The sequence below is a fragment of the Mesorhizobium sp. M0898 genome (genome assembly GCF_040319695.1).
Taxonomy (GTDB): Bacteria; Pseudomonadota; Alphaproteobacteria; order Rhizobiales; family Rhizobiaceae; genus Mesorhizobium.
Genome location: NZ_JAMYOE010000002.1, coordinates 340,871 through 358,327 on the forward strand (window position 1 = coordinate 340,871; position 17,457 = coordinate 358,327).

A 17,457-nucleotide genomic window follows, 5' to 3' on the forward strand; every position below is an offset into this window, starting at 1 on the left:
GCCTTCTATCATCCTCGTTGACGATTTCGGGAAGATCGACAAGGCGCGCCGGAGAATGAAGCTCGCATTTTTTGCCGGCGGCGCCACATTTTGTTCTTGCTTTGTGCCGGCAGCTATGCTACTAATCTGAGTATGGTGCCAATTGGCGCTGATGACCCGCCCGCCGAGGCGGGTTTTCTGCTTCTGGCTGTGAAAGTTCGCGGTGGTGCCGAGATCGATGTCGGCCGGACAGAGCCAAAAAACGCGATCTGACAGTTGGTTCGACCTCGGAAGGCCCTCTCACTTGTTCGGCAATAACAAAAAGCCCGCGAACCTTGCGGCTCGCGGGCTCATGTCGTCGGATGGTGGCGCCGGTCAGCTCTTCAGCTTGGCGTTGCAGAGGCTGTAGAAGCCGCCGCCCTTCTGGATCCACCTGAGGCCGCCCAGCGTGTTGGCGTCCTTGTTGGCGTAATAGAGGTCGAGGCAGGTGTGCATGCGGCCCTTGGCCGGGGTCTCGGTTGCATACTTCTTGGAGATCGCCGTCGGGAATTTCACGCCCTGGGGGGCGGTGATGGTCGGCGGTTGCGGATCACCGGTGTATTTGGCATCGGGAGCCGGGAGGGTGTCGTCGTCGGCTGCGCCGGCGCCGCATTGGCTCTTGCGGAAGTCGTTCCACTTCATGCCATTCAGCGTGTTGCCGGCCTTGGCAGCCTGATATTTGGCGCTGCAATCCGCCATGCTGAGGCCTTTGCCGGTATCGGTCGCGGCGGCTGTCGTCGCCTTGGCAGGTGCCGCGGCGGGTTGTGCAGCTGCACTTGCGCCGGCGGCGCATTCACTCTTGCGGAAGTCGTTCCATTTCATGCCGTTGAGCGTGCCGGCAGCCTTGGCGGCCTGATATTTGGTGCTGCACTCCTTGGCCGTCAGCCCAGGCGCTGCGTCATCGCTGCTGGCCGCCGCTGCTTTGGTCGTGGCGGCGGGTTGTGCGGCTGCCGTCGCGCCGGCGGCGCACTGGGTCTTGCGGAAGTCGTTCCACTTCATGCCGTTGAGCGTGCCGGCAGCCTTGGCGGCCTGGTATTTGGTGCTGCACTCCTTCGCCGTCAGGCCCGGCGCCGCATCGTCGGCGGCGGCTGCCTTGGTCGTGTCGGCGGCCTTGGCCGTGGCTTTGGCTGGCGCGGGTTCGGTTGCAGCGGCGGAAGCATCGGTGCCGCATTGGGCCTTGCGGAACTGGTTCCAGTTCTGCCCGCCAAGCGTTCCCGCGTCCTTGGCCGCATTATACTTGGTGCTGCACTCGGCCATGGTCAGCGCGCTGGCAGGCGCCGCCAGGAATAAGGTCGCGACGGCAAGACCCGTCAAAGTGGCAAGTCGGTGGATGAGCATGCGTTTTCTCCCTGCGGCGGTTCATGATATGTCCCAGTGCAGCAATAGCGCTCAACGGCTGGTTGCGCCAGATGCTAAGTAGCGTAGAGACAAATTTAGAAGTGCATTCTTTTCTTTAAGGTGATGAATTCGTTGCCGGGACCGTCTCCCCGCCAAGTTCGTCCGGGTGCATTGCACGGAGCGCGCGCCTATGGCTGGTTCCCAGCGAGGACACTGCGTCGAATGACAGCCAGTCAAATCGGCGGCTGCGGCGGACCTGAGCCACCGCTGTCTGGAGCAGCACGATGCGGATTCGGGTTCAAGGCCACACTGCCACAGCCAAAAGGATCCAGATGAGGTTTGAGTTGACGTTTCTGATGCTGCTGCCGCAACAAGGGCTCGGAACTTGAAAATCAACACACTAGCGTGACGTAAAACACACAAAACAACAATTTTCTAAGGATTGGTCGTCCATAATCATACAATGTGATGACGGGGCTTGGGCCATTTTATGGCATGAGATGCTCGGAAAGAACCATCGGGAAGCTGGCGAACATGGCAGGACATTATTTCGGTACGGACGGCATTCGTGGGCGCGCCAACAAGTTTCCAATGACGGCGGAGGTCGCCATGCGGGTCGGCATGGCCGCCGGCCTCTCGTTCCAGCGCGGCAGCCACCGCCACCGCGTCGTGCTCGGCAAGGATACCAGGCTTTCCGGCTACATGATCGAGAACGCCATGGTGTCCGGCCTGTGCGCCGCCGGCATGGATGTCTTCCTGCTCGGCCCGATCCCGACGCCGGCTGTTGCCATGCTGGTGCGCTCGCTGCGCGCCGATATCGGCGTGATGATCTCTGCCTCGCACAACCCCTATTACGACAACGGCATCAAGCTGTTCGGCCCCGATGGCTACAAGCTGTCCGATGAGATCGAGGAGCGTATCGAGGGGATGCTCGACAAGGATATCGAACTGGCGCTCGCCGATTCCGATGGGCTCGGCCGCGCCAAACGCGTCGACGGCGTGCATGACCGCTATATCGAATTCGCCAAGCGCACGCTGCCGCGCTCGATGTCGCTGTCGGGCCTGCGCATCGTCGTCGATTGCGCCAATGGCGCCGCCTACAAGGTGGCGCCCGACGCGCTGTGGGAACTCGGCGCCGAGGTCGTTGCCATCAATGTCGAGCCGAACGGCTTCAACATCAACAAGGAATGCGGCTCGACTCATCCGGCCGGTCTGCAAAAGAAGGTGCACGAGGTGCGCGCCGATATCGGCATTGCGCTCGACGGCGATGCCGACCGTGTCGTCATTGTCGACGAGAACGGAGCGATCGTCGATGGCGACCAGATCATGGCGCTGATCGCCGAATCCTGGCAGCAGAGCGGACGGCTGGCCGGCGGCGGCGTCGTCTCGACGGTGATGTCTAATCTCGGCCTCGAACGCTTCCTCGGCGACATGAACCTGCAGTTGCATCGCACCAAGGTCGGTGACCGCTATGTCGTCGAGCACATGCGTGCCCATGGACTCAATGTCGGCGGCGAACAGTCGGGCCACATCGTGCTGTCCGATTTCTCGACCACCGGCGACGGCCTCGTCTCGGCGCTCCAAGTGCTCGCCTGCATCAAGCGGCATAACCGACCGGTCAGCGAACTGTCGAAGAAATTCGAGCCGGTGCCGCAGCTTTTGAAGAATGTGCATATTTCCGGCGGCAAGCCGCTGGAGGAGGCGCCGGTCAAGGCGGCGATCGAAGATGCGCGCAATCGCCTCGGCAAGGCCGGGCGCCTGGTCATCCGGCCATCCGGCACGGAGCCGCTCATCCGCGTCATGGCGGAGGGCGACGACCCGCAGCTTGTCGAGTCCGTGGTCAACGACATCGTCGAGGTCATTTCGGAAACGCGCAGCGCCGCCTGATCTCCCTCCAACATCGGTTCAAAAGCCCGCCTTGCCGGCGGGCTTTTTTATTGGGTCGCGGCCAGCTCCGCCTGCAGCAACGGCCGCCAGATTGCTCGACTTTTAGAGATTCGTGGTTAATCAATACGGTTAAACGCCTTTTAACCTTTCCGATTCATTATCCACAACTGAGGTCAATCACATTTCGGGCGCGTTCGCCGTTCGAGGGTTCTCAGGGGTGATAAGCATGTTCAACACAGCTAGAATGGCTCTTCTGGCCGCGCTGTTTGCCGGCGTCGGACCGGCATTCGCCGCCGATTTCGTCGAGCCGCCCGTCGTCGAGGAGGCACCGCCACCGGTTGCCTATGAGCAGCCGGCCGAATTCGGCGGCTGGTATATCCGCGGCGACATCGACTATCACTGGTCGAGGTTTCGTGGTGGCGACTACATCACCTACGGTGTGGCGCCCCAGAATCCCGGCAAGTTCGATACAGGCAAGCTGGATGGCGCCTTCTCGGCCGGCGGCGGTGTTGGTTACCAGATCGACGAGCATTTCCGCACCGATCTCACCCTGGACTGGATGAGCAAGTCCAAATTCCGCGGCTCGACCAACGGCTTCTGCGGCCCACAGCAAACGCCTTGCACGTCCGTCGATACCTCGTCCTATTCGGCGCTGCTGCTCTTGGCCAACGCCTATGTCGATATCGGCACCTGGCATGGGATCACGCCTTACGTCGGCGCCGGCATCGGCGGTGCCTGGGTCAAGTGGGATGAACTGCACAACGTGGACAGCGACGGTTCATTTGATCATGCCGGTGGCAAGGGCTGGCGGTTTGCCTATGCTGCCATGGCGGGCGCATCCTACTGCTTGACTGACCGCGTCAAACTAGATGTCGGCTACCGCTTCAGCCACATCAACGGCGGTAAGATGTTCGACTATGCCTCCCTCCCCAATGTCGGCCCCGGCTATGACAAAGGTATCAACGTTCACGAAGTGCGCGGCGGCCTGCGCTACCAGTTCGGCAGGTCGGACTGCGCGCCGCCGGAGCCTTACGTCCCGGAACCCGAGCCGGTCTACACGAAGTAGTCGCTTCGAAATCGAGGAATTCGTCGACCGCCCGGCTGATGCCGGGCGGTTTCGTTTGGCTGCCTAAAGATGCTGCGTTGCCTTGTAACACCGTCCGGCTCGAGGAGCGAAAACGGATCAAATCAATTGCTAACGCCTTGTTATCCTTAACCCGCACTTAACCACTATGGTTAACAATGCTGTCTGAAACGGCGCGCGCGATCGCGAATGCGCCAAGTTCGGGAGCCGGGACCATGACATCCAAATCGCCTGTAGTGCTGGCGCTTGCAGCAATCGTCCTGATGCCGCTGACGCCGGCACTTGCCGCCGACTACGATCCGCCGGTCTATGTCGACCAGGCGCCCGACTATGTACCGGTCGAGGTTGGCTCGGGATGGTATCTGCGCGGCGATGTCTCCTATCTGGTGCAGAAGAGCTTCAAGGATGAGGATTTCGCCTTCACACCCGCGAGCTTCGACGAAAAGGAAGATCCCATCTTTGCCAGCATTGGCTTCGGCTACCATTTCAACGACTATCTGCGCGCCGATCTCAATGTCGGCTATCTTCCCGGCAACAAGATCGACGTCGGCTATAACGACGGAACGACCGTGGCATCGGCGACCCCGAAGAACTATGCCTTCTCAGGCATACTCAACGGCTATGTCGACCTTGGCACCTATGTCGGAATCACACCTTATCTCGGCGCCGGTGTCGGTATCCTGCAGAGCAAGCGTCGCCTGTCGGCGAGCTACTTCACCGACAACGCCGACCCCACCGACGATTTCGTCCGGCATGACAACAAGACCCAGTACTCCTTCGCCTACACGCTGAATGCCGGGCTTGCGTACCAAGTGTCCAAGAACGTCTCGGTCGATCTGGGCTATCAGTATTTTTCCGCGCCAGACGCCGAATATGTGACTGCCGAGAGTCTGACTTCTTTTCCGATCCGCAAAGGGATCAACAATCATCAAGTCAAAGTCGGACTACGCTACGATCTCTGGTAGGCTCGATCGAAGCCGAGGCGTTGACAATGGCGGGTCGCAGGCCCGCCGTTTGCGTTTCGCCCCCGGCAATATCCTGACAGCGACAAAAACTTTCCCCTTGACGCCGAAAGTCTGAACGCATATCGCCATCCGTGGGCCACCCCTCCCCAACGAGGGGCCACTATCTGGAAGGATAGACCACGATGACCACGCATGCGAAGCCCGGATTCCGTCCGGCAAATCCCAATTTTTCCTCAGGTCCCTGTGCAAAACGCCCCGGCTGGTCGGTCGAGGCGCTCAAAAATGCCGCGCTCGGGCGCTCGCACCGCGCCAAGATCGGCAAGACCAAGCTCGAACAAGCGATCGAGCTGACCCGGGAAATCCTCCAGGTTCCGGCGGATTACCGCATCGGCATCGTGCCGGCCTCGGATACCGGCGCGGTCGAAATGGCGCTGTGGTCGCTGCTCGGCGAACGCGGCGTCGACATGGTCGCCTGGGAGAGCTTCGGCTCCGGCTGGGTCACCGATGTGGTCAAGCAGCTGAGGCTCGCCGATGTTCGCAGGTTAGAGGCGGACTACGGCGCACTGCCGGACCTGACCAAAATCGACTTCGACCGCGACGTGGTCTTCACCTGGAACGGCACGACGTCGGGTGTGCGCGTGCCGAACGGCGATTTCATCCCGGCCACCCGCAAGGGCCTGACCATCTGCGACGCGACTTCGGCGGCCTTTGCGCAACAGCTCGATTTCAGGAAGCTCGACGTCGTCACCTTCTCCTGGCAGAAGGTGCTGGGCGGTGAGGGCGCGCACGGAATGCTGATCCTCAGCCCGCGCGCCGTCGAACGCCTGGAAAGCTACAAGCCGGCCTGGCCGTTGCCGAAAATCTTCCGCCTCACCTCGGGCGGCAAGCTGATCGAAGGCATATTCAAGGGCGAGACCATCAACACGCCGTCGATGCTGTGCGTCGAGGACTATCTCGACGCGCTGCGTTGGGCGAAGTCGATCGGCGGCCTCGACGCGCTGGTCACCAGAGCGGATGCCAATGCCGCCGTTCTCGATCGCTTTGTCGGAAAATCTTCCTGGCTCGGCCATCTTGCCGTAGACCCGGCGACGCGTTCGAACACATCGGTCTGCCTTTCCTTCACCGACCGGCAAGTCGCTGCACTCGACGCCGATGGACAGGCTGCGTTCGCCAAGGCAATTGTCTCGGTGCTCGACAAGGAAGGCGTCGCCTACGACATCGGCGCCTACCGCGATGCACCGCCCGGCCTGCGCATCTGGTGCGGCGCGACAGTCGAGACCTCCGATCTCGAAGCGCTGCTGCCCTGGCTCGACTGGGCCTTTGCGGCGCAAAAGGCGTCGCTCAAAGCGGCGGCCTGACTCCCTCCCCCTCGAGGGGAGGGTGGCCCGAAGGGCCAGGTGGGGTCGCCTCCACCCGCTCAACGATCCGCCATCCAGAAAGAAAAAGATTTGGCCGCATCCGGCCGCAACGACCCCACCCCGGCGCTTCGCGCCGACCCTCCCCTCAAGGGGGAGGGACGCCAATCGCAAAGGACCAAGCCAATGCCCCGCGTTCTCGTCTCAGACAAACTTTCCACCACCGCCGTGCAGATCTTCAGGGATCGCGGCATCGAGGTCGACTATTTGCCGGATCTCGGCAAGGACAAGGAAAAACTGCTCGAAGTGATCGGCCAGTATGATGGGCTGGCCATCCGCTCGGCGACAAAGGTCACGGAGAAGCTGATCAATGCCGCGACCAGGCTGAAGGTCGTGGGCCGCGCCGGCATCGGCGTCGACAATGTCGACATCCCGGCGGCGAGCCGCAAGGGCATCATCGTGATGAACACGCCCTTCGGCAATTCGATCACCACCGCCGAGCATGCCGTCGCCATGATCTTCGCGCTGGCCCGCCAGATACCGGAGGCCAACGCCTCGACCCACGCCGGCAAATGGGAAAAGAACCGCTTCATGGGTGTCGAGATCACCGGCAAGACGCTGGGCATCATCGGCTGCGGCAATATCGGTTCGATTGTCGCTACGCGCGGCGTCGGCCTGAAGATGCATGTCATCGCCTTCGATCCATTCCTGTCGGACAGCCGCGCCGAGGAGCTCGGCGTCGAAAAGGTCGAGCTCGACGAACTGTTCGCCCGCGCCGACTTCATCACGCTGCACACACCGCTTACCGACAAGACGCGCAACATCATCGACGCCGCGGCGATCGCCAAGATGAAGACCGGCGTGCGTATCATCAACTGCGCCCGTGGCGGGCTGATCGTGGAGGCCGACCTGATCGCGGCGCTGAAGAGCGGCAAGGTGGCCGGCGCCGGCATCGACGTGTTCGAGGTCGAACCGGCGGACAACAACGCACTGTTCGGCATGGAGAATGTCGTGGCGACGCCGCATCTCGGCGCGTCGACCACCGAAGCGCAGGAGAATGTCGCCCTGCATGTCGCCGAGCAGATGTCCGACTATTTGATCAAGGGCGCCGTTTCCAACGCCATCAACATGCCGTCGATCACCGCCGAAGAGGCGCCGCGGCTGAAACCTTTCGTCAAGCTTGCCGAAGTGCTCGGCGCCTTTGTCGGCCAGGTCACCGAGGATCCGATCAAGGAGGTCGAGATACTGTTCGACGGCTCGACCGCGACGATGAACACGCGCGCGCTGATCAGTGCCACCCTTGCCGGGCTGATCCGGCCGCAGGTCTCCGACGTCAACATGGTGTCGGCGCCGATCATGGTGAAGGAGCGCGGCATCATCGTCGCCGAGGTCAAGCGCGACAAGTCGGGCGTGTTCGACGGCTATATCAAGCTGACGGTCAAGACCGAGCACAGGACGCGCTCAATCGCCGGCACCTGTTTCTCGGACGGCAAGCCGCGCTTCATCCAGATCAAGGGCATCAATCTCGACGCAGAGGTCGGGCAGCACATGCTCTACACGACCAATGCCGACGCGCCCGGCATCATCGGTCTGCTCGGCACGGTGTGCGGCGAGAACGGCGTCAACATCGCCAACTTCCAGCTCGGCCGCAACCGGCCGGGCGGCGATGCCATCGCATTGCTCTATCTCGATGCGCCGTTCCCGGAAAACGTGTTGGCGCAGGTGCGCTCGCACAAGTCGATCGACTCCGCCAAGCGGCTGCATTTCGATGTGGGGATAGCCTGAAATTCGGTCGCCCCGTGTGCAGCAGCACGCGGGGCGGCGGAACGTCGCGGCAAGCGACTTCATTCAGCAGCGGATGCCGCCATCTTCCGTCCGCTGTATTCGGCGAGGCTGATGCCACCGAGCACCAGCGCGAGAGCCAGCGCCTGATAGAGCTGGAATGTCTCACCGACAATCAGCACCGATAGCAGCGTACCGAAGATCGGCACCAGATTGATGAACAGGCCGGCGCGGTTGGCGCCGATCAGCTCGTTGCCCCTGATGTAGAAGATTTGCGAGATGACCGAAGCACCGATGGCGGTATAGAACGCGACCGCCCAGCCGCGGGCATCGGGGACGATGACTTCGCCGGCGGCAATCTCCCACAGGAAGAAAGGCAGCGATGTGACGAGTGCGGCAACCGACAGCGCCAGCATCAGGCTCTGCCAGCGGATGACCGGCTTCAGCCGCAACCCCACCGAATAGAAGGAGTAGCAAAGCACGGCGACCAGCATGATCGCGTCGCCAAAGTTGAGATCCAGCTTGAGAAGCTGGCGCAGGTCGCCATGGCTCGCCGTCACCGCGACGCCAATGATGGTCAGCACGACGCCAGCGATCTGCACCCGGTTCACCCGCAGGCGAAACAGCACGAAATTGGCGATGATGATCACGATCGGTATCGCCGCCTGCTCGATCGAGACGTTGATCGCCGTGGTGTAGTTGAGCGCCGTGTAGAAGATCGCATTGAAAAAGGCGAAGCCGCAAGCGCCGAGCCCGCCAAGCAGCAACCAGTGCCTGCGCACCACCGGCCAGTCTTGGCGTAGCGTTCCCCAGCCGATCGGCAGCAGAATCAGAACCGCCAGCAGCCAACGCAGGAAGACCAGCGTCATCGGCGAGATATGACCGACCGCCAGCTTTCCCGCCACAGAGTTGCCGCCCCACAGCAAGGTGGTGAACAGCAGGAACAGATAGGCGGCTCGATGCATCGTGAGCTCCCGGCCAGGCAGAGGGAATTTGACGGTCGGTGTGGGCGTATTGCGACCGCCAGCCCAAGTAAATGATGTCAAAGGCGAAAATTGTTGTGCCTCGGAGCGTTTTGGGCGGCAAAGAGTGGTCGCGCTCGCCGGGTCTTGACGCTATAGAACGACGTGCGTGCAATTGGACGCTACAAAGTACGCGTCGGAAGGCTTTAATCCTCGCGTCGTGCTTTCCGAAAATCGATTCCGATTTTGGGGGCCGATGCGATAGAGGCCCGTCGTTTCGAACTGTTTCAAGCTGCTCGTGCGGCGTCTCAAGGGAAAAGAAATATGGCCAATGTGGTGGTCGTCGGCTCGCAATGGGGCGATGAGGGCAAAGGCAAGATCGTAGACTGGCTGTCGGAGCGCGCCGATGTTGTCGTGCGCTTCCAGGGCGGCCACAATGCCGGCCATACGCTGGTCGTCGACGGCAAGGTCTACAAGCTGTCGCTGCTGCCGTCCGGCGTGGTGCGGCAGGGCAAGCTGTCCATCATCGGCAATGGCGTCGTCTTCGATCCGCACGCTTTCGTCGCGGAGGTTGCGAAATTGAAGGCACAGGGCGTCGAGGTGACGCCAGACCGCCTGAAAATAGCCGAAAACACCGCGCTTATCCTGTCCTTGCACCGGGAGCTGGACGGATTTCGCGAGGACGCCGCTTCCAATTCCGGAACGAAGATCGGCACGACCCGTCGCGGCATCGGTCCCGCCTATGAAGACAAGGTGGGCCGGCGCGCGGTCAGGGTGATGGATTTGGCGGATTTGGAAACGCTGCCCTTGAAGGTCGACAGGCTGCTGACGCACCACAATGCGCTGCGGCGCGGGCTCGGCCATGCCGAGGTCACGCATGAGGCGATCATGAGCGAGCTGATCTCGGTGGCCGACGAGATCCTGCCCTATATGGACCGCGTCTGGAAAATCCTCGACGACAAGCGCCGCGCCGGCGAGCGCATCCTGTTCGAGGGCGCGCAAGGCACGTTGCTCGACATCGATCACGGCACCTATCCGTTCGTCACCTCGTCCAATACGGTTGCCGGTCAGGCCGCCGCAGGCTCCGGTGTCGGCCCGGGCGCCATCGGCTATGTGCTCGGCATCACCAAGGCCTATACGACGCGCGTCGGCGAAGGCCCGTTTCCAACCGAACAGAAGAACGAGATCGGCGAGTTCCTGGGCGCGCGCGGCCATGAATTCGGCGTCGTCACCGGCCGTAAGCGCCGCTGCGGCTGGTTCGATGCCGTGCTGGTCCGCCAGGCCGTCGCCGTCAACGGCATCAAGGGCATTGCGCTGACCAAGCTCGATGTGCTCGATGGGCTGGACGAGATCAAGGTCTGTACCGGCTACCGACTCGACGGCGAGGCGATCGATTACCTGCCGGCCAGCCAGGGTGCGCAGGCCCGCGTCGAACCGGTCTACGAGACGCTGGAGGGGTGGAAAGGCACCACTGCCGGCGCACGCAGCTGGAACGACCTGCCGGCCCAGGCGGTGAAGTACGTCCGCTACATCGAGGAGCTGATCGGCGCGCCGGTCGCACTCCTTTCCACCAGCCCTGAACGGGACGACACGATACTTGTGACCGATCCGTTTCAAGACTAGTTTCTCAGCCTTTCCGGGCATTGCGGCTGATTTGCGGGGGCCGGCCCAGAAACAAATGCAGGTCGACTGACGTATGGTAGATTTTGTTCCTATTCTGAAAAAGGCGCTCGATAAACTCGGTGAGCCGTCGGCGGAAGTGCGCGCCAAGGTCTATGACAGGGCCCGTTCGTCAATCGCGAAACAACTCGCAGAGAAGGCCACGATGACGCCTTCCGATGTCGACCGGCAGATGCGTGCACTGGAAGACGCCATCGCCAAAGTCGAGCGGGACTATGCCAAGCCTGCGCCGCCACCCGACCCGCTGGCGGAACTGGAGGACATCTTCTCCTCCATCGACCGCAACAAGAACCAGTCCAGCCATATCCGACAGCCGGCAAAGACGGAGCCGGCATGGCAGCCGGCCAAGACCGAGCCGGCAAAGACGGAGCCAGCAAAGACTGGGCCGGCCTGGCAGCCCACGCCCGCCAAGGCGGCGCCGAACTGGCAAAAGCCGCAGCCCGTCGCTCTTTCTCAGGAGCGCGCTGGTCCGCCGCCGTCCGATATGGAACTTCCGACGGCTGACGGCCAAGACGGCGTTTTTCCGGGCGACGACTTTTCCAACGACGGCGGCCCCGCGGAGGACAGGTTCCAGCGGCTCTATCCTGCGGAGCGCAGGCGCAGCTATGGCGGTGTGATCGCCGCCGCCATTGCTTTGCTCGTCATTGCCGGTGGTGGCTATGGCATCTGGCTGAACAAGGATGCGTTCGGCAGCATGCTCGGCCTCGACTCGACCACAGCCGTCGCCACCGAACCGCTGGTAAAACCAGCCCCGGCCAAGCCGGTGGCCGATGCGGCCGTACCGGCCGCCGCGCCTCCGACGGATTCCGGCGAGGGCGCGAAGTTCACGCAGCGCCTGACGCCCGAGGGCCACGAAGTCGATCCCGGCCCCGCGGCCGGGCAGGCGGGCATCGGCGAAGGCGAATCCGTCGCCGCACTGACCACGCCGCCATCGGCCGCACAAGCGCCGACCACCCCGGCACCGGCCGCGCCGGCTCCGGCCGCACCCGCCGACACGCAAGCCACGGCCAATGCTCCAGCAGTCGATGGGTCAGCTGCACCAACTCCCGCAACGCCGCCCGCCAACGGGGCAGCAGCGCCTGCAGCGGCCGCCCCGCCGCCAGCACCGGCAGCGGCACCAACGGCAGTTCCGCCGCAAGCCACGTTGGCCGTCGGCCAGAAGGCGATCTTCTACGAGGAGCGCACCAGCACCGCTCAAGGCTCGGCCGAGCCCGGCAATATCGTCTGGTCGCTGGTGCAGGAATCGCCCGGCGGCGACTTGCCGCCCGAGCCGGCGATCCGCGCCGAGGCGACCATTCCAGGCAAGGATATCCAGTTGCGCATGACGATCCGTCGCAACACCGACCAGACGCTGCCGGCCAGCCATATTATCGAGATGATCTTCCTGACGCCTGACGGCTTCGAGGGCGGCGGCGTCGACAACATCCTGCGTGTCGCCATGAAGGGCTCCGAGCAGGATGCCGGAAGCCCGCTGATCGGCATCCCGGCCAAGATCGCCGACGGTTTCTTCCTGGTTGCGCTCAACGATACCAAGGCGGATGAAGACGCCAATCTGACCTTGCTCAGAGGTCAGGACTGGATCGACGTGCCGGTCGTCTACAAGACCGGGCGGCGGGCGCTGCTCACCATGGAAAAGGGCATTCCAGGCGAGAAGGTGTTTGACGAGGCGCTAAAGGCCTGGCAGACAAAGACGGCGGGGTGAGGTCGGCTCACCAGCCCAACGCCTCTCTGGCTCAGAAGCCCTGGAACAGCATATCGAGCGCGGCCACGATCTCGTCGTGATGCCTCGTCAGATTCAGTCGGCTCTCGCCCAGTTCCGTCGCCGCAACCGTGGCGATCAAATGGGTGGCCATGACCAATTTCCGACCATTGATCTCGAAAATCGGATGGAGCTTTCGCATTGGTGATGGCGCCATCGCAGCCGGCAGAAGCGGGACGACCACCCGGGTCTTGAAATGGTCTAGCAGATCGGCCTGGACGTCGAGGAGATAGCCGCCTTCGATGCTACCCGCGAAGACGTCGTAGCGCGCCATCAGAATTGCCGATGTTCTGCCAGCGGAATACCGTGTTTTTCGACATATTCGTTCCACGCATCTATCGTCGCGCGGTTCTCAAGCTTCCACAGCCGCGTCTTTTCGGCGGCCACGGCCTCGGCGATGCCGGCTTCAGCGGCGCGCGAGACATTCACATCGAGCCCCTTGGCTTCCTTCATGAGCTTTGAGTCGATCGACAGATTTGCCGGCTGGCGAACCGCATTCACAGCTATCTTGCGCATGATCACCTCCACAGTATGCGCATAACATATGCGCATTCCTCTCTAGTCGCAATGACAAGGTGCTTGAACTCGCGAATTACCCCTCCATCTCCTCGCGCAGCATTTCCAGTTCCAGCCATTCCTCCTCGAGCGCTGCCAGTGTGACGCGCTCCTTGTCGAGCGCGGCAATCGTCTTCTGGAACGAGGCCGGGTCGCGCTCGTAATAGGCCGGATCGGCGATGTTGTTCTCCAGCCGCGAGATCGAGGCCGACACCGCCTCGATCTTCTTGGGTAAGGTTTCCAGCGCGAATTTCTGCTTGAACGACAGTTTCTTGGCCGGGCCCTTCGGTGCGGCCGCTTCGTTCCTGCTTGCCGCCGTCGCGTCGCCCGTCTCGGCCTTTGGTCGCGCCTTGCGGTCGTCCAGCCTGGTGCCGCCGCGCTGCGCCAGCATGTCGGAATAGCCGCCGGCAAATTCGATCCAGCGGCCGTCACCATCCGGCGCGATGATGCTGGTCACGGTGCGATCGAGGAAATCGCGATCGTGGCTGACCAGGATCACCGTGCCGGCAAAGCCGGCGACCAATTCCTGCAGCAGCTCCAGCGTCTCCATGTCGAGGTCGTTGGTCGGCTCGTCGAGCACAAGCAGGTTTGCCGGCCGCGCCAAAACGCGGGCGAGGATCAGCCGCGCCCGCTCGCCGCCCGAAAGCTCGCGCACCGGCGTGCGCGCCTGTTCCGGCTTGAACAGGAAGTCTTTCATGTAAGAGACGACGTGGCGCTGCTCGCCATTGATGACGAGGTTCTCGCCGCGCCCGTCGGTGAGATACTGCGCCAATGTCTCCTGCGGGTCGACGGCTTCGCGCTTCTGGTCGAGCGTGGCGATCTCCAGATTTGTGCCGAGCCGCACCGTGCCCGCGTCCGGCTTCAATTCGCCGGTCAGCATCTTCAACAGCGTCGTCTTGCCGGCGCCGTTCGGCCCGACCAGACCGACGCGATCGCCGCGCTGGATTCGGGTCGAGAATCCCTTGACCACGGTCAGATCGCCAAAGGTCTTCTCGATGTTCCTGGCTTCGATCACCAGCTTGCCGGATTCGGCGGCGTCGCTGGCTGTCATCGTCGCCGCACCCTCGGCGCCGCGATGACCACGAAAGCGCTGGCGCATGGTCTGCAACTCACCGAGCCGGCGCATGTTGCGCTTGCGCCGCGCTGTCACGCCATAGCGCAGCCAGTGCTCCTCGCGCACGATCTGGCGACCGAGCTTGTGCTGCTCGCGCTCTTCCTCCTCCAGCACCGTGTCGCGCCATTCCTCGAAATAGCCAAAGCCCTTGTCGAGACGGCGGGTCTGGCCGCGGTCGAGCCAGATTGTGGCGCGTGACACGCGCTCGAGAAAACGGCGGTCATGCGAGATGACGACCAGTGCCGAGGAGGTGCGGGCAAGCTCCTCCTCCAGCCATTCGATGACCGAAAGGTCAAGATGATTGGTCGGCTCATCGAGGAGGAGAATGTCGGGCTCCGGCGCCATGACGCGGGCGAGGGCGGCGCGCCGCGCCTCGCCGCCGGAGAGGTCGTTCGGCCGTTCCTCGCCGGTCAGGCCGAGATGCTCCATCAGATAGGTGGCGCGGTAGGGATCGTCGGCCGGCCCGAGCCCCGCCTCGACATAGGCGCGGACAGTCGCAAAGCCGTCCATGTCGGGCATTTGCGGCAAGTAGCGCACGGTCGCCGAAGGCTGGCGGAAGACTTCGCCGTCCTGCGGTTCAATCAGCCCGGCGGCGATCTTGAGGAGCGTCGACTTGCCAGAGCCGTTGCGGCCAACCAGGGCGATCTTGTCGCCAGCAGAGGCCGTCAGGGCGGCACCGTCGAGCAGCGGCGTGCCGCCAAAGGTCAGCTTTATCCCGTCGAGATTGAGAAGCGGCGGCGCCATGTCAGCTTTCTGGGCTCAGCTTTCCGGAAGAGGGTAGGGATGCGCGAGCAGCAGCGCGCGGCCGCTGGCCAGCGCGATTTCGAGCCGGCCATTGACCTCGTTGGAAATGGTCAGCGACGAGCCGAACGCAACCTCGACATGGTCGAGCGGCCATTTGGCGCCGGTGACGCTCAGGCCGGCGAGATCGGAGAAGCCGAGCACCGAAAACAGCGTGCCGTCGGCATAGTCGAAGCCAGTCTTTCCCGGCAGCAAGGGAATGCCTTCCTGTACGCCACTGGTCAAAAGCACTTTCGTCCCGCCTTCCGCCAGCCGGACGCTCAGCGCCAGATGCAGGAAGATGTGGTCGGTACGTTTGCCGCCGAAGGCGCCTGCGAGCACAAGGCTGGTCGCACCGCGTTCGAGCGCGGCGGCGATAGCGAGTTCACCGTCGGTCTTGTCTTTTTCGGCAGGAAACACCTGCCGTGGCACGGCGGCCAGATCCTCCGGCAACTCGGCAGGCACGGAATCGAAATCGCCGACCCAGAGTTCCGGCCTCAGGCCCAGCATACGGGCATGGCCGATGCCGGCGTCGGCGGCGATGACGCGCGAGCCTTCGACCTGGCGGTCGAGCAGCGGTGTGCGGATGAGATCGCCGCCAAGCAGGATGGTGAATGTGCTCATATCTCGTGGCCCTTACCAGCCCTGCCCCGGAAACGGAAGATGAAACGGCAGACGAAACGGAAGGCTGGGCTTTGGATGCCCGGCAAACTTCCGCTTGCGCAGCACTTCGGCCGGGCCTATGTGTCGCAACGCTCTAACGGGGTGCCGGACGCGATTTTCGCGGACCGGCTGAGAGGCAAGACTGCCAACCCGCTGAACCTGATCCGGTTTGTACCGGCGGAGGGATTAGACGTTTCGGACAGCCCGACGCCTCAATTCCTTTCAACGCGAACGAAGGAGGCGCCGATGCGCAGTTTTTTCCACTCTCTTGTCTCAATTGTCCTGCTTGCGGCATCCGCGGTCGCCCTGCCGGGGCAGGCATCGGCACAGGATAGACTGACGGTCTATACCTATGAAAGCTTCACCGCCGATTGGGGTCCGGGACCGGCGGTGAAGAAGGCCTTCGAGGTCGAATGCAGCTGCGTCGTCGAATTCGTCTCGGTCGCCGACGGCGTGGCGCTGCTCAACCGTGTGAAGCTGGAAGGCGCCGCGACCAAGGCCGATATCGTACTTGGCCTCGATACCAACTTAACCGCCGACGCCAAGGCAACCGGCCTGTTTTCGCCGCACGGCGCCGTCTCGGGCGTCAATGTACCGGGCGGCTGGAGCGACGATATTTTCGTGCCGTTCGACTATGGCTATTTCGCCGTCGTCTACGACACCGAAAAACTGAAGAGCCCGCCGAAGAGCCTCAGGGAATTGGTCGAGGGCGATGCCGGAGAGAAGATCGTCATCCAGGATCCGCGCACCTCGACGCCGGGCCTTGGCCTGCTGCTGTGGGTCAAGTCGGTCTATGGCGACAAGGCGCCGGAAGCCTGGGCCAAACTCAAGGCGAAGGTGCTGACGGTAACGCCGGGCTGGAGCGAGGCCTACGGCCTGTTCACCAAGGGCGAGGCGCCGATGGTGCTGTCCTACACGACCTCGCCGGCCTACCACATGGTCGCCGAAAACACCGAGCGCTACCAGGCGGCGTCCTTCGAGGAGGGCGAATATCTGCAGATCGAGGTTGCGGGGATCACCACCAAGGGCGCGAAGAACCCGCTGGCGGAAAAGTTCATTGCCTTCATGACCGGACCGAAATTCCAGGATGTCATTCCCGAAACCAACTGGATGTTCCCGGCCGGCAAAACCGACAAGCCGCTCAACCCGGCGTTCGACAAGCTGGTCAAGCCGACCAAGACCTTGCTGTTCAGCCCGGAAGACGTCGCGGCCAACCGCAAGGCCTGGGTCGATGAGTGGCTTGCGGCGATGAGCAGGTAGGGCTCAAGCCTCGTCGGATGTTTGCGCCAAGCCACCCCCCTCCGGCCTGCCGGCCATCTCCCCCTCAAGGGCACGGCTATCGCAGATGGAACGCCGAGGCTTTCGCTCTACGACGTACCCCCACCCCTAACCCCTCCCCACAAGGGGGAGGGAGACTTCCGTTGGCACTGACCTCGGCAAATTGTCTGCCTTTCGGCGCCAAAAGGGGAAGTAAGGGCATGCGGCAGCGTTCCCTCCCCCTTGTGGGGAGGGTTA

14 protein-coding genes and 1 riboswitch are annotated in these 17,457 nt (G+C 62.8%); of the genes, 8 read left to right on the forward strand and 6 right to left on the reverse strand.

Going from position 1 to position 17,457, the window contains the following annotated elements:
• Positions 1-354: 354 nt before the first annotated feature.
• Positions 355-1,017 (reverse strand): hypothetical protein, encoded by a 663-nt coding sequence (locus NKH90_RS04725; protein ID WP_502898803.1) that lies wholly within the window; start codon positions 1,015-1,017, stop codon positions 355-357.
• An 873-nt stretch (positions 1,018-1,890) separates the two neighbouring features.
• Between NKH90_RS04725 and glmM the strand changes: the two genes are divergently transcribed.
• From glmM to serA, 5 genes are all read left to right on the forward strand, one after another.
• Positions 1,891-3,243, forward strand: coding sequence for a phosphoglucosamine mutase (gene glmM, locus NKH90_RS04730; protein ID WP_352471193.1), 1,353 nt, complete (start codon positions 1,891-1,893; stop codon positions 3,241-3,243).
• A gap of 226 nt (positions 3,244-3,469) precedes the next feature.
• Positions 3,470-4,309, forward strand: a complete 840-nt coding sequence (locus NKH90_RS04735) for an outer membrane protein (protein ID WP_352471192.1) — start codon at positions 3,470-3,472, stop codon at positions 4,307-4,309.
• Positions 4,310-4,542: 233 nt separating this feature from the next.
• Positions 4,543-5,292: an outer membrane protein gene (locus NKH90_RS04740; protein ID WP_352817661.1), complete on the forward strand. Its 750-nt coding sequence runs from the start codon at positions 4,543-4,545 to the stop codon at positions 5,290-5,292.
• Positions 5,293-5,474: 182 nt separating this feature from the next.
• A complete protein-coding gene (locus NKH90_RS04745) occupies positions 5,475-6,650 on the forward strand; it encodes a phosphoserine transaminase (protein ID WP_352817662.1) in 1,176 nt (391 codons plus the stop codon).
• Positions 6,651-6,833: 183 nt separating this feature from the next.
• A complete protein-coding gene (serA, locus tag NKH90_RS04750; RefSeq protein WP_352450817.1) occupies positions 6,834-8,432 on the forward strand; it encodes a phosphoglycerate dehydrogenase in 1,599 nt (532 codons plus the stop codon).
• Positions 8,433-8,491: 59 nt separating this feature from the next.
• On the opposite strand, the gene NKH90_RS04755 is transcribed toward serA, so the two are convergent.
• Positions 8,492-9,394, reverse strand: coding sequence for a DMT family transporter (locus tag NKH90_RS04755; RefSeq protein ID WP_352817665.1), 903 nt, complete (start codon positions 9,392-9,394; stop codon positions 8,492-8,494).
• A gap of 321 nt (positions 9,395-9,715) precedes the next feature.
• On the opposite strand from NKH90_RS04755, the gene NKH90_RS04760 reads away from it, so the two are divergent.
• Together NKH90_RS04760 and NKH90_RS04765 are read left to right on the forward strand one after the other, a co-directional pair.
• Positions 9,716-11,014, forward strand: coding sequence for an adenylosuccinate synthase (locus NKH90_RS04760; RefSeq protein ID WP_352817669.1), 1,299 nt, complete (start codon positions 9,716-9,718; stop codon positions 11,012-11,014).
• Positions 11,015-11,087: 73 nt separating this feature from the next.
• On the forward strand, positions 11,088-12,773 hold the full coding sequence (locus NKH90_RS04765; RefSeq protein WP_352817672.1) for a hypothetical protein: 1,686 nt from the start codon (positions 11,088-11,090) through the stop codon (positions 12,771-12,773).
• Positions 12,774-12,804: 31 nt separating this feature from the next.
• On the opposite strand, the gene NKH90_RS04770 is transcribed toward NKH90_RS04765, so the two are convergent.
• The 4 genes from NKH90_RS04770 to NKH90_RS04785 all read right to left on the reverse strand — a co-directional run bounded on the left by NKH90_RS04770 (position 12,805) and on the right by NKH90_RS04785 (position 15,903).
• Positions 12,805-13,104, reverse strand: coding sequence for a CcdB family protein (locus tag NKH90_RS04770; protein ID WP_352450813.1), 300 nt, complete (start codon positions 13,102-13,104; stop codon positions 12,805-12,807).
• Entirely contained in the window at positions 13,104-13,346 is a 243-nt protein-coding gene (locus NKH90_RS04775; RefSeq protein ID WP_254816484.1) for a type II toxin-antitoxin system CcdA family antitoxin, read from the reverse strand. The genes NKH90_RS04770 and NKH90_RS04775 overlap by 1 nt, the downstream gene beginning before the upstream one ends.
• 76 nt (positions 13,347-13,422) lie before the next feature.
• A complete protein-coding gene (locus NKH90_RS04780; RefSeq protein WP_352817675.1) occupies positions 13,423-15,243 on the reverse strand; it encodes an ABC-F family ATP-binding cassette domain-containing protein in 1,821 nt (606 codons plus the stop codon).
• A gap of 15 nt (positions 15,244-15,258) precedes the next feature.
• Complete coding sequence (locus NKH90_RS04785; protein WP_352540290.1) at positions 15,259-15,903, reverse strand: thiamine diphosphokinase; 645 nt, start codon at positions 15,901-15,903, stop codon at positions 15,259-15,261.
• Between the two features lie 127 nt (positions 15,904-16,030).
• Positions 16,031-16,145, forward strand: a riboswitch (TPP riboswitch).
• 43 nt (positions 16,146-16,188) lie between these two features.
• Between NKH90_RS04785 and thiB the strand changes: the two genes are divergently transcribed.
• On the forward strand, positions 16,189-17,202 hold the full coding sequence (gene thiB / locus NKH90_RS04790; protein WP_352817678.1) for a thiamine ABC transporter substrate binding subunit: 1,014 nt from the start codon (positions 16,189-16,191) through the stop codon (positions 17,200-17,202).
• Positions 17,203-17,457: the final 255 nt, after the last annotated feature.

Coding starts and splice junctions, on each gene's coding strand:
- thiB (WP_352817678.1), top strand. CDS start 16,189: ATGCGCAGTTTTTTCCACTCTCTTGTCTCAATTGTCCTGCTTGCGGCA.
- NKH90_RS04765 (WP_352817672.1), top strand. CDS start 11,088: ATGGTAGATTTTGTTCCTATTCTGAAAAAGGCGCTCGATAAACTCGGT.
- NKH90_RS04760 (WP_352817669.1), top strand. CDS start 9,716: ATGGCCAATGTGGTGGTCGTCGGCTCGCAATGGGGCGATGAGGGCAAA.
- NKH90_RS04725 (WP_502898803.1), bottom strand. CDS start 1,017: ATGAAGTGGAACGACTTCCGCAAGACCCAGTGCGCCGCCGGCGCGACG.
- NKH90_RS04740 (WP_352817661.1), top strand. CDS start 4,543: ATGACATCCAAATCGCCTGTAGTGCTGGCGCTTGCAGCAATCGTCCTG.
- NKH90_RS04775 (WP_254816484.1), bottom strand. CDS start 13,346: ATGCGCAAGATAGCTGTGAATGCGGTTCGCCAGCCGGCAAATCTGTCG.
- NKH90_RS04770 (WP_352450813.1), bottom strand. CDS start 13,104: ATGGCGCGCTACGACGTCTTCGCGGGTAGCATCGAAGGCGGCTATCTC.
- NKH90_RS04735 (WP_352471192.1), top strand. CDS start 3,470: ATGTTCAACACAGCTAGAATGGCTCTTCTGGCCGCGCTGTTTGCCGGC.
- glmM (WP_352471193.1), top strand. CDS start 1,891: ATGGCAGGACATTATTTCGGTACGGACGGCATTCGTGGGCGCGCCAAC.
- serA (WP_352450817.1), top strand. CDS start 6,834: ATGCCCCGCGTTCTCGTCTCAGACAAACTTTCCACCACCGCCGTGCAG.
- NKH90_RS04785 (WP_352540290.1), bottom strand. CDS start 15,903: ATGAGCACATTCACCATCCTGCTTGGCGGCGATCTCATCCGCACACCG.
- NKH90_RS04755 (WP_352817665.1), bottom strand. CDS start 9,394: ATGCATCGAGCCGCCTATCTGTTCCTGCTGTTCACCACCTTGCTGTGG.
- NKH90_RS04780 (WP_352817675.1), bottom strand. CDS start 15,243: ATGGCGCCGCCGCTTCTCAATCTCGACGGGATAAAGCTGACCTTTGGC.
- NKH90_RS04745 (WP_352817662.1), top strand. CDS start 5,475: ATGACCACGCATGCGAAGCCCGGATTCCGTCCGGCAAATCCCAATTTT.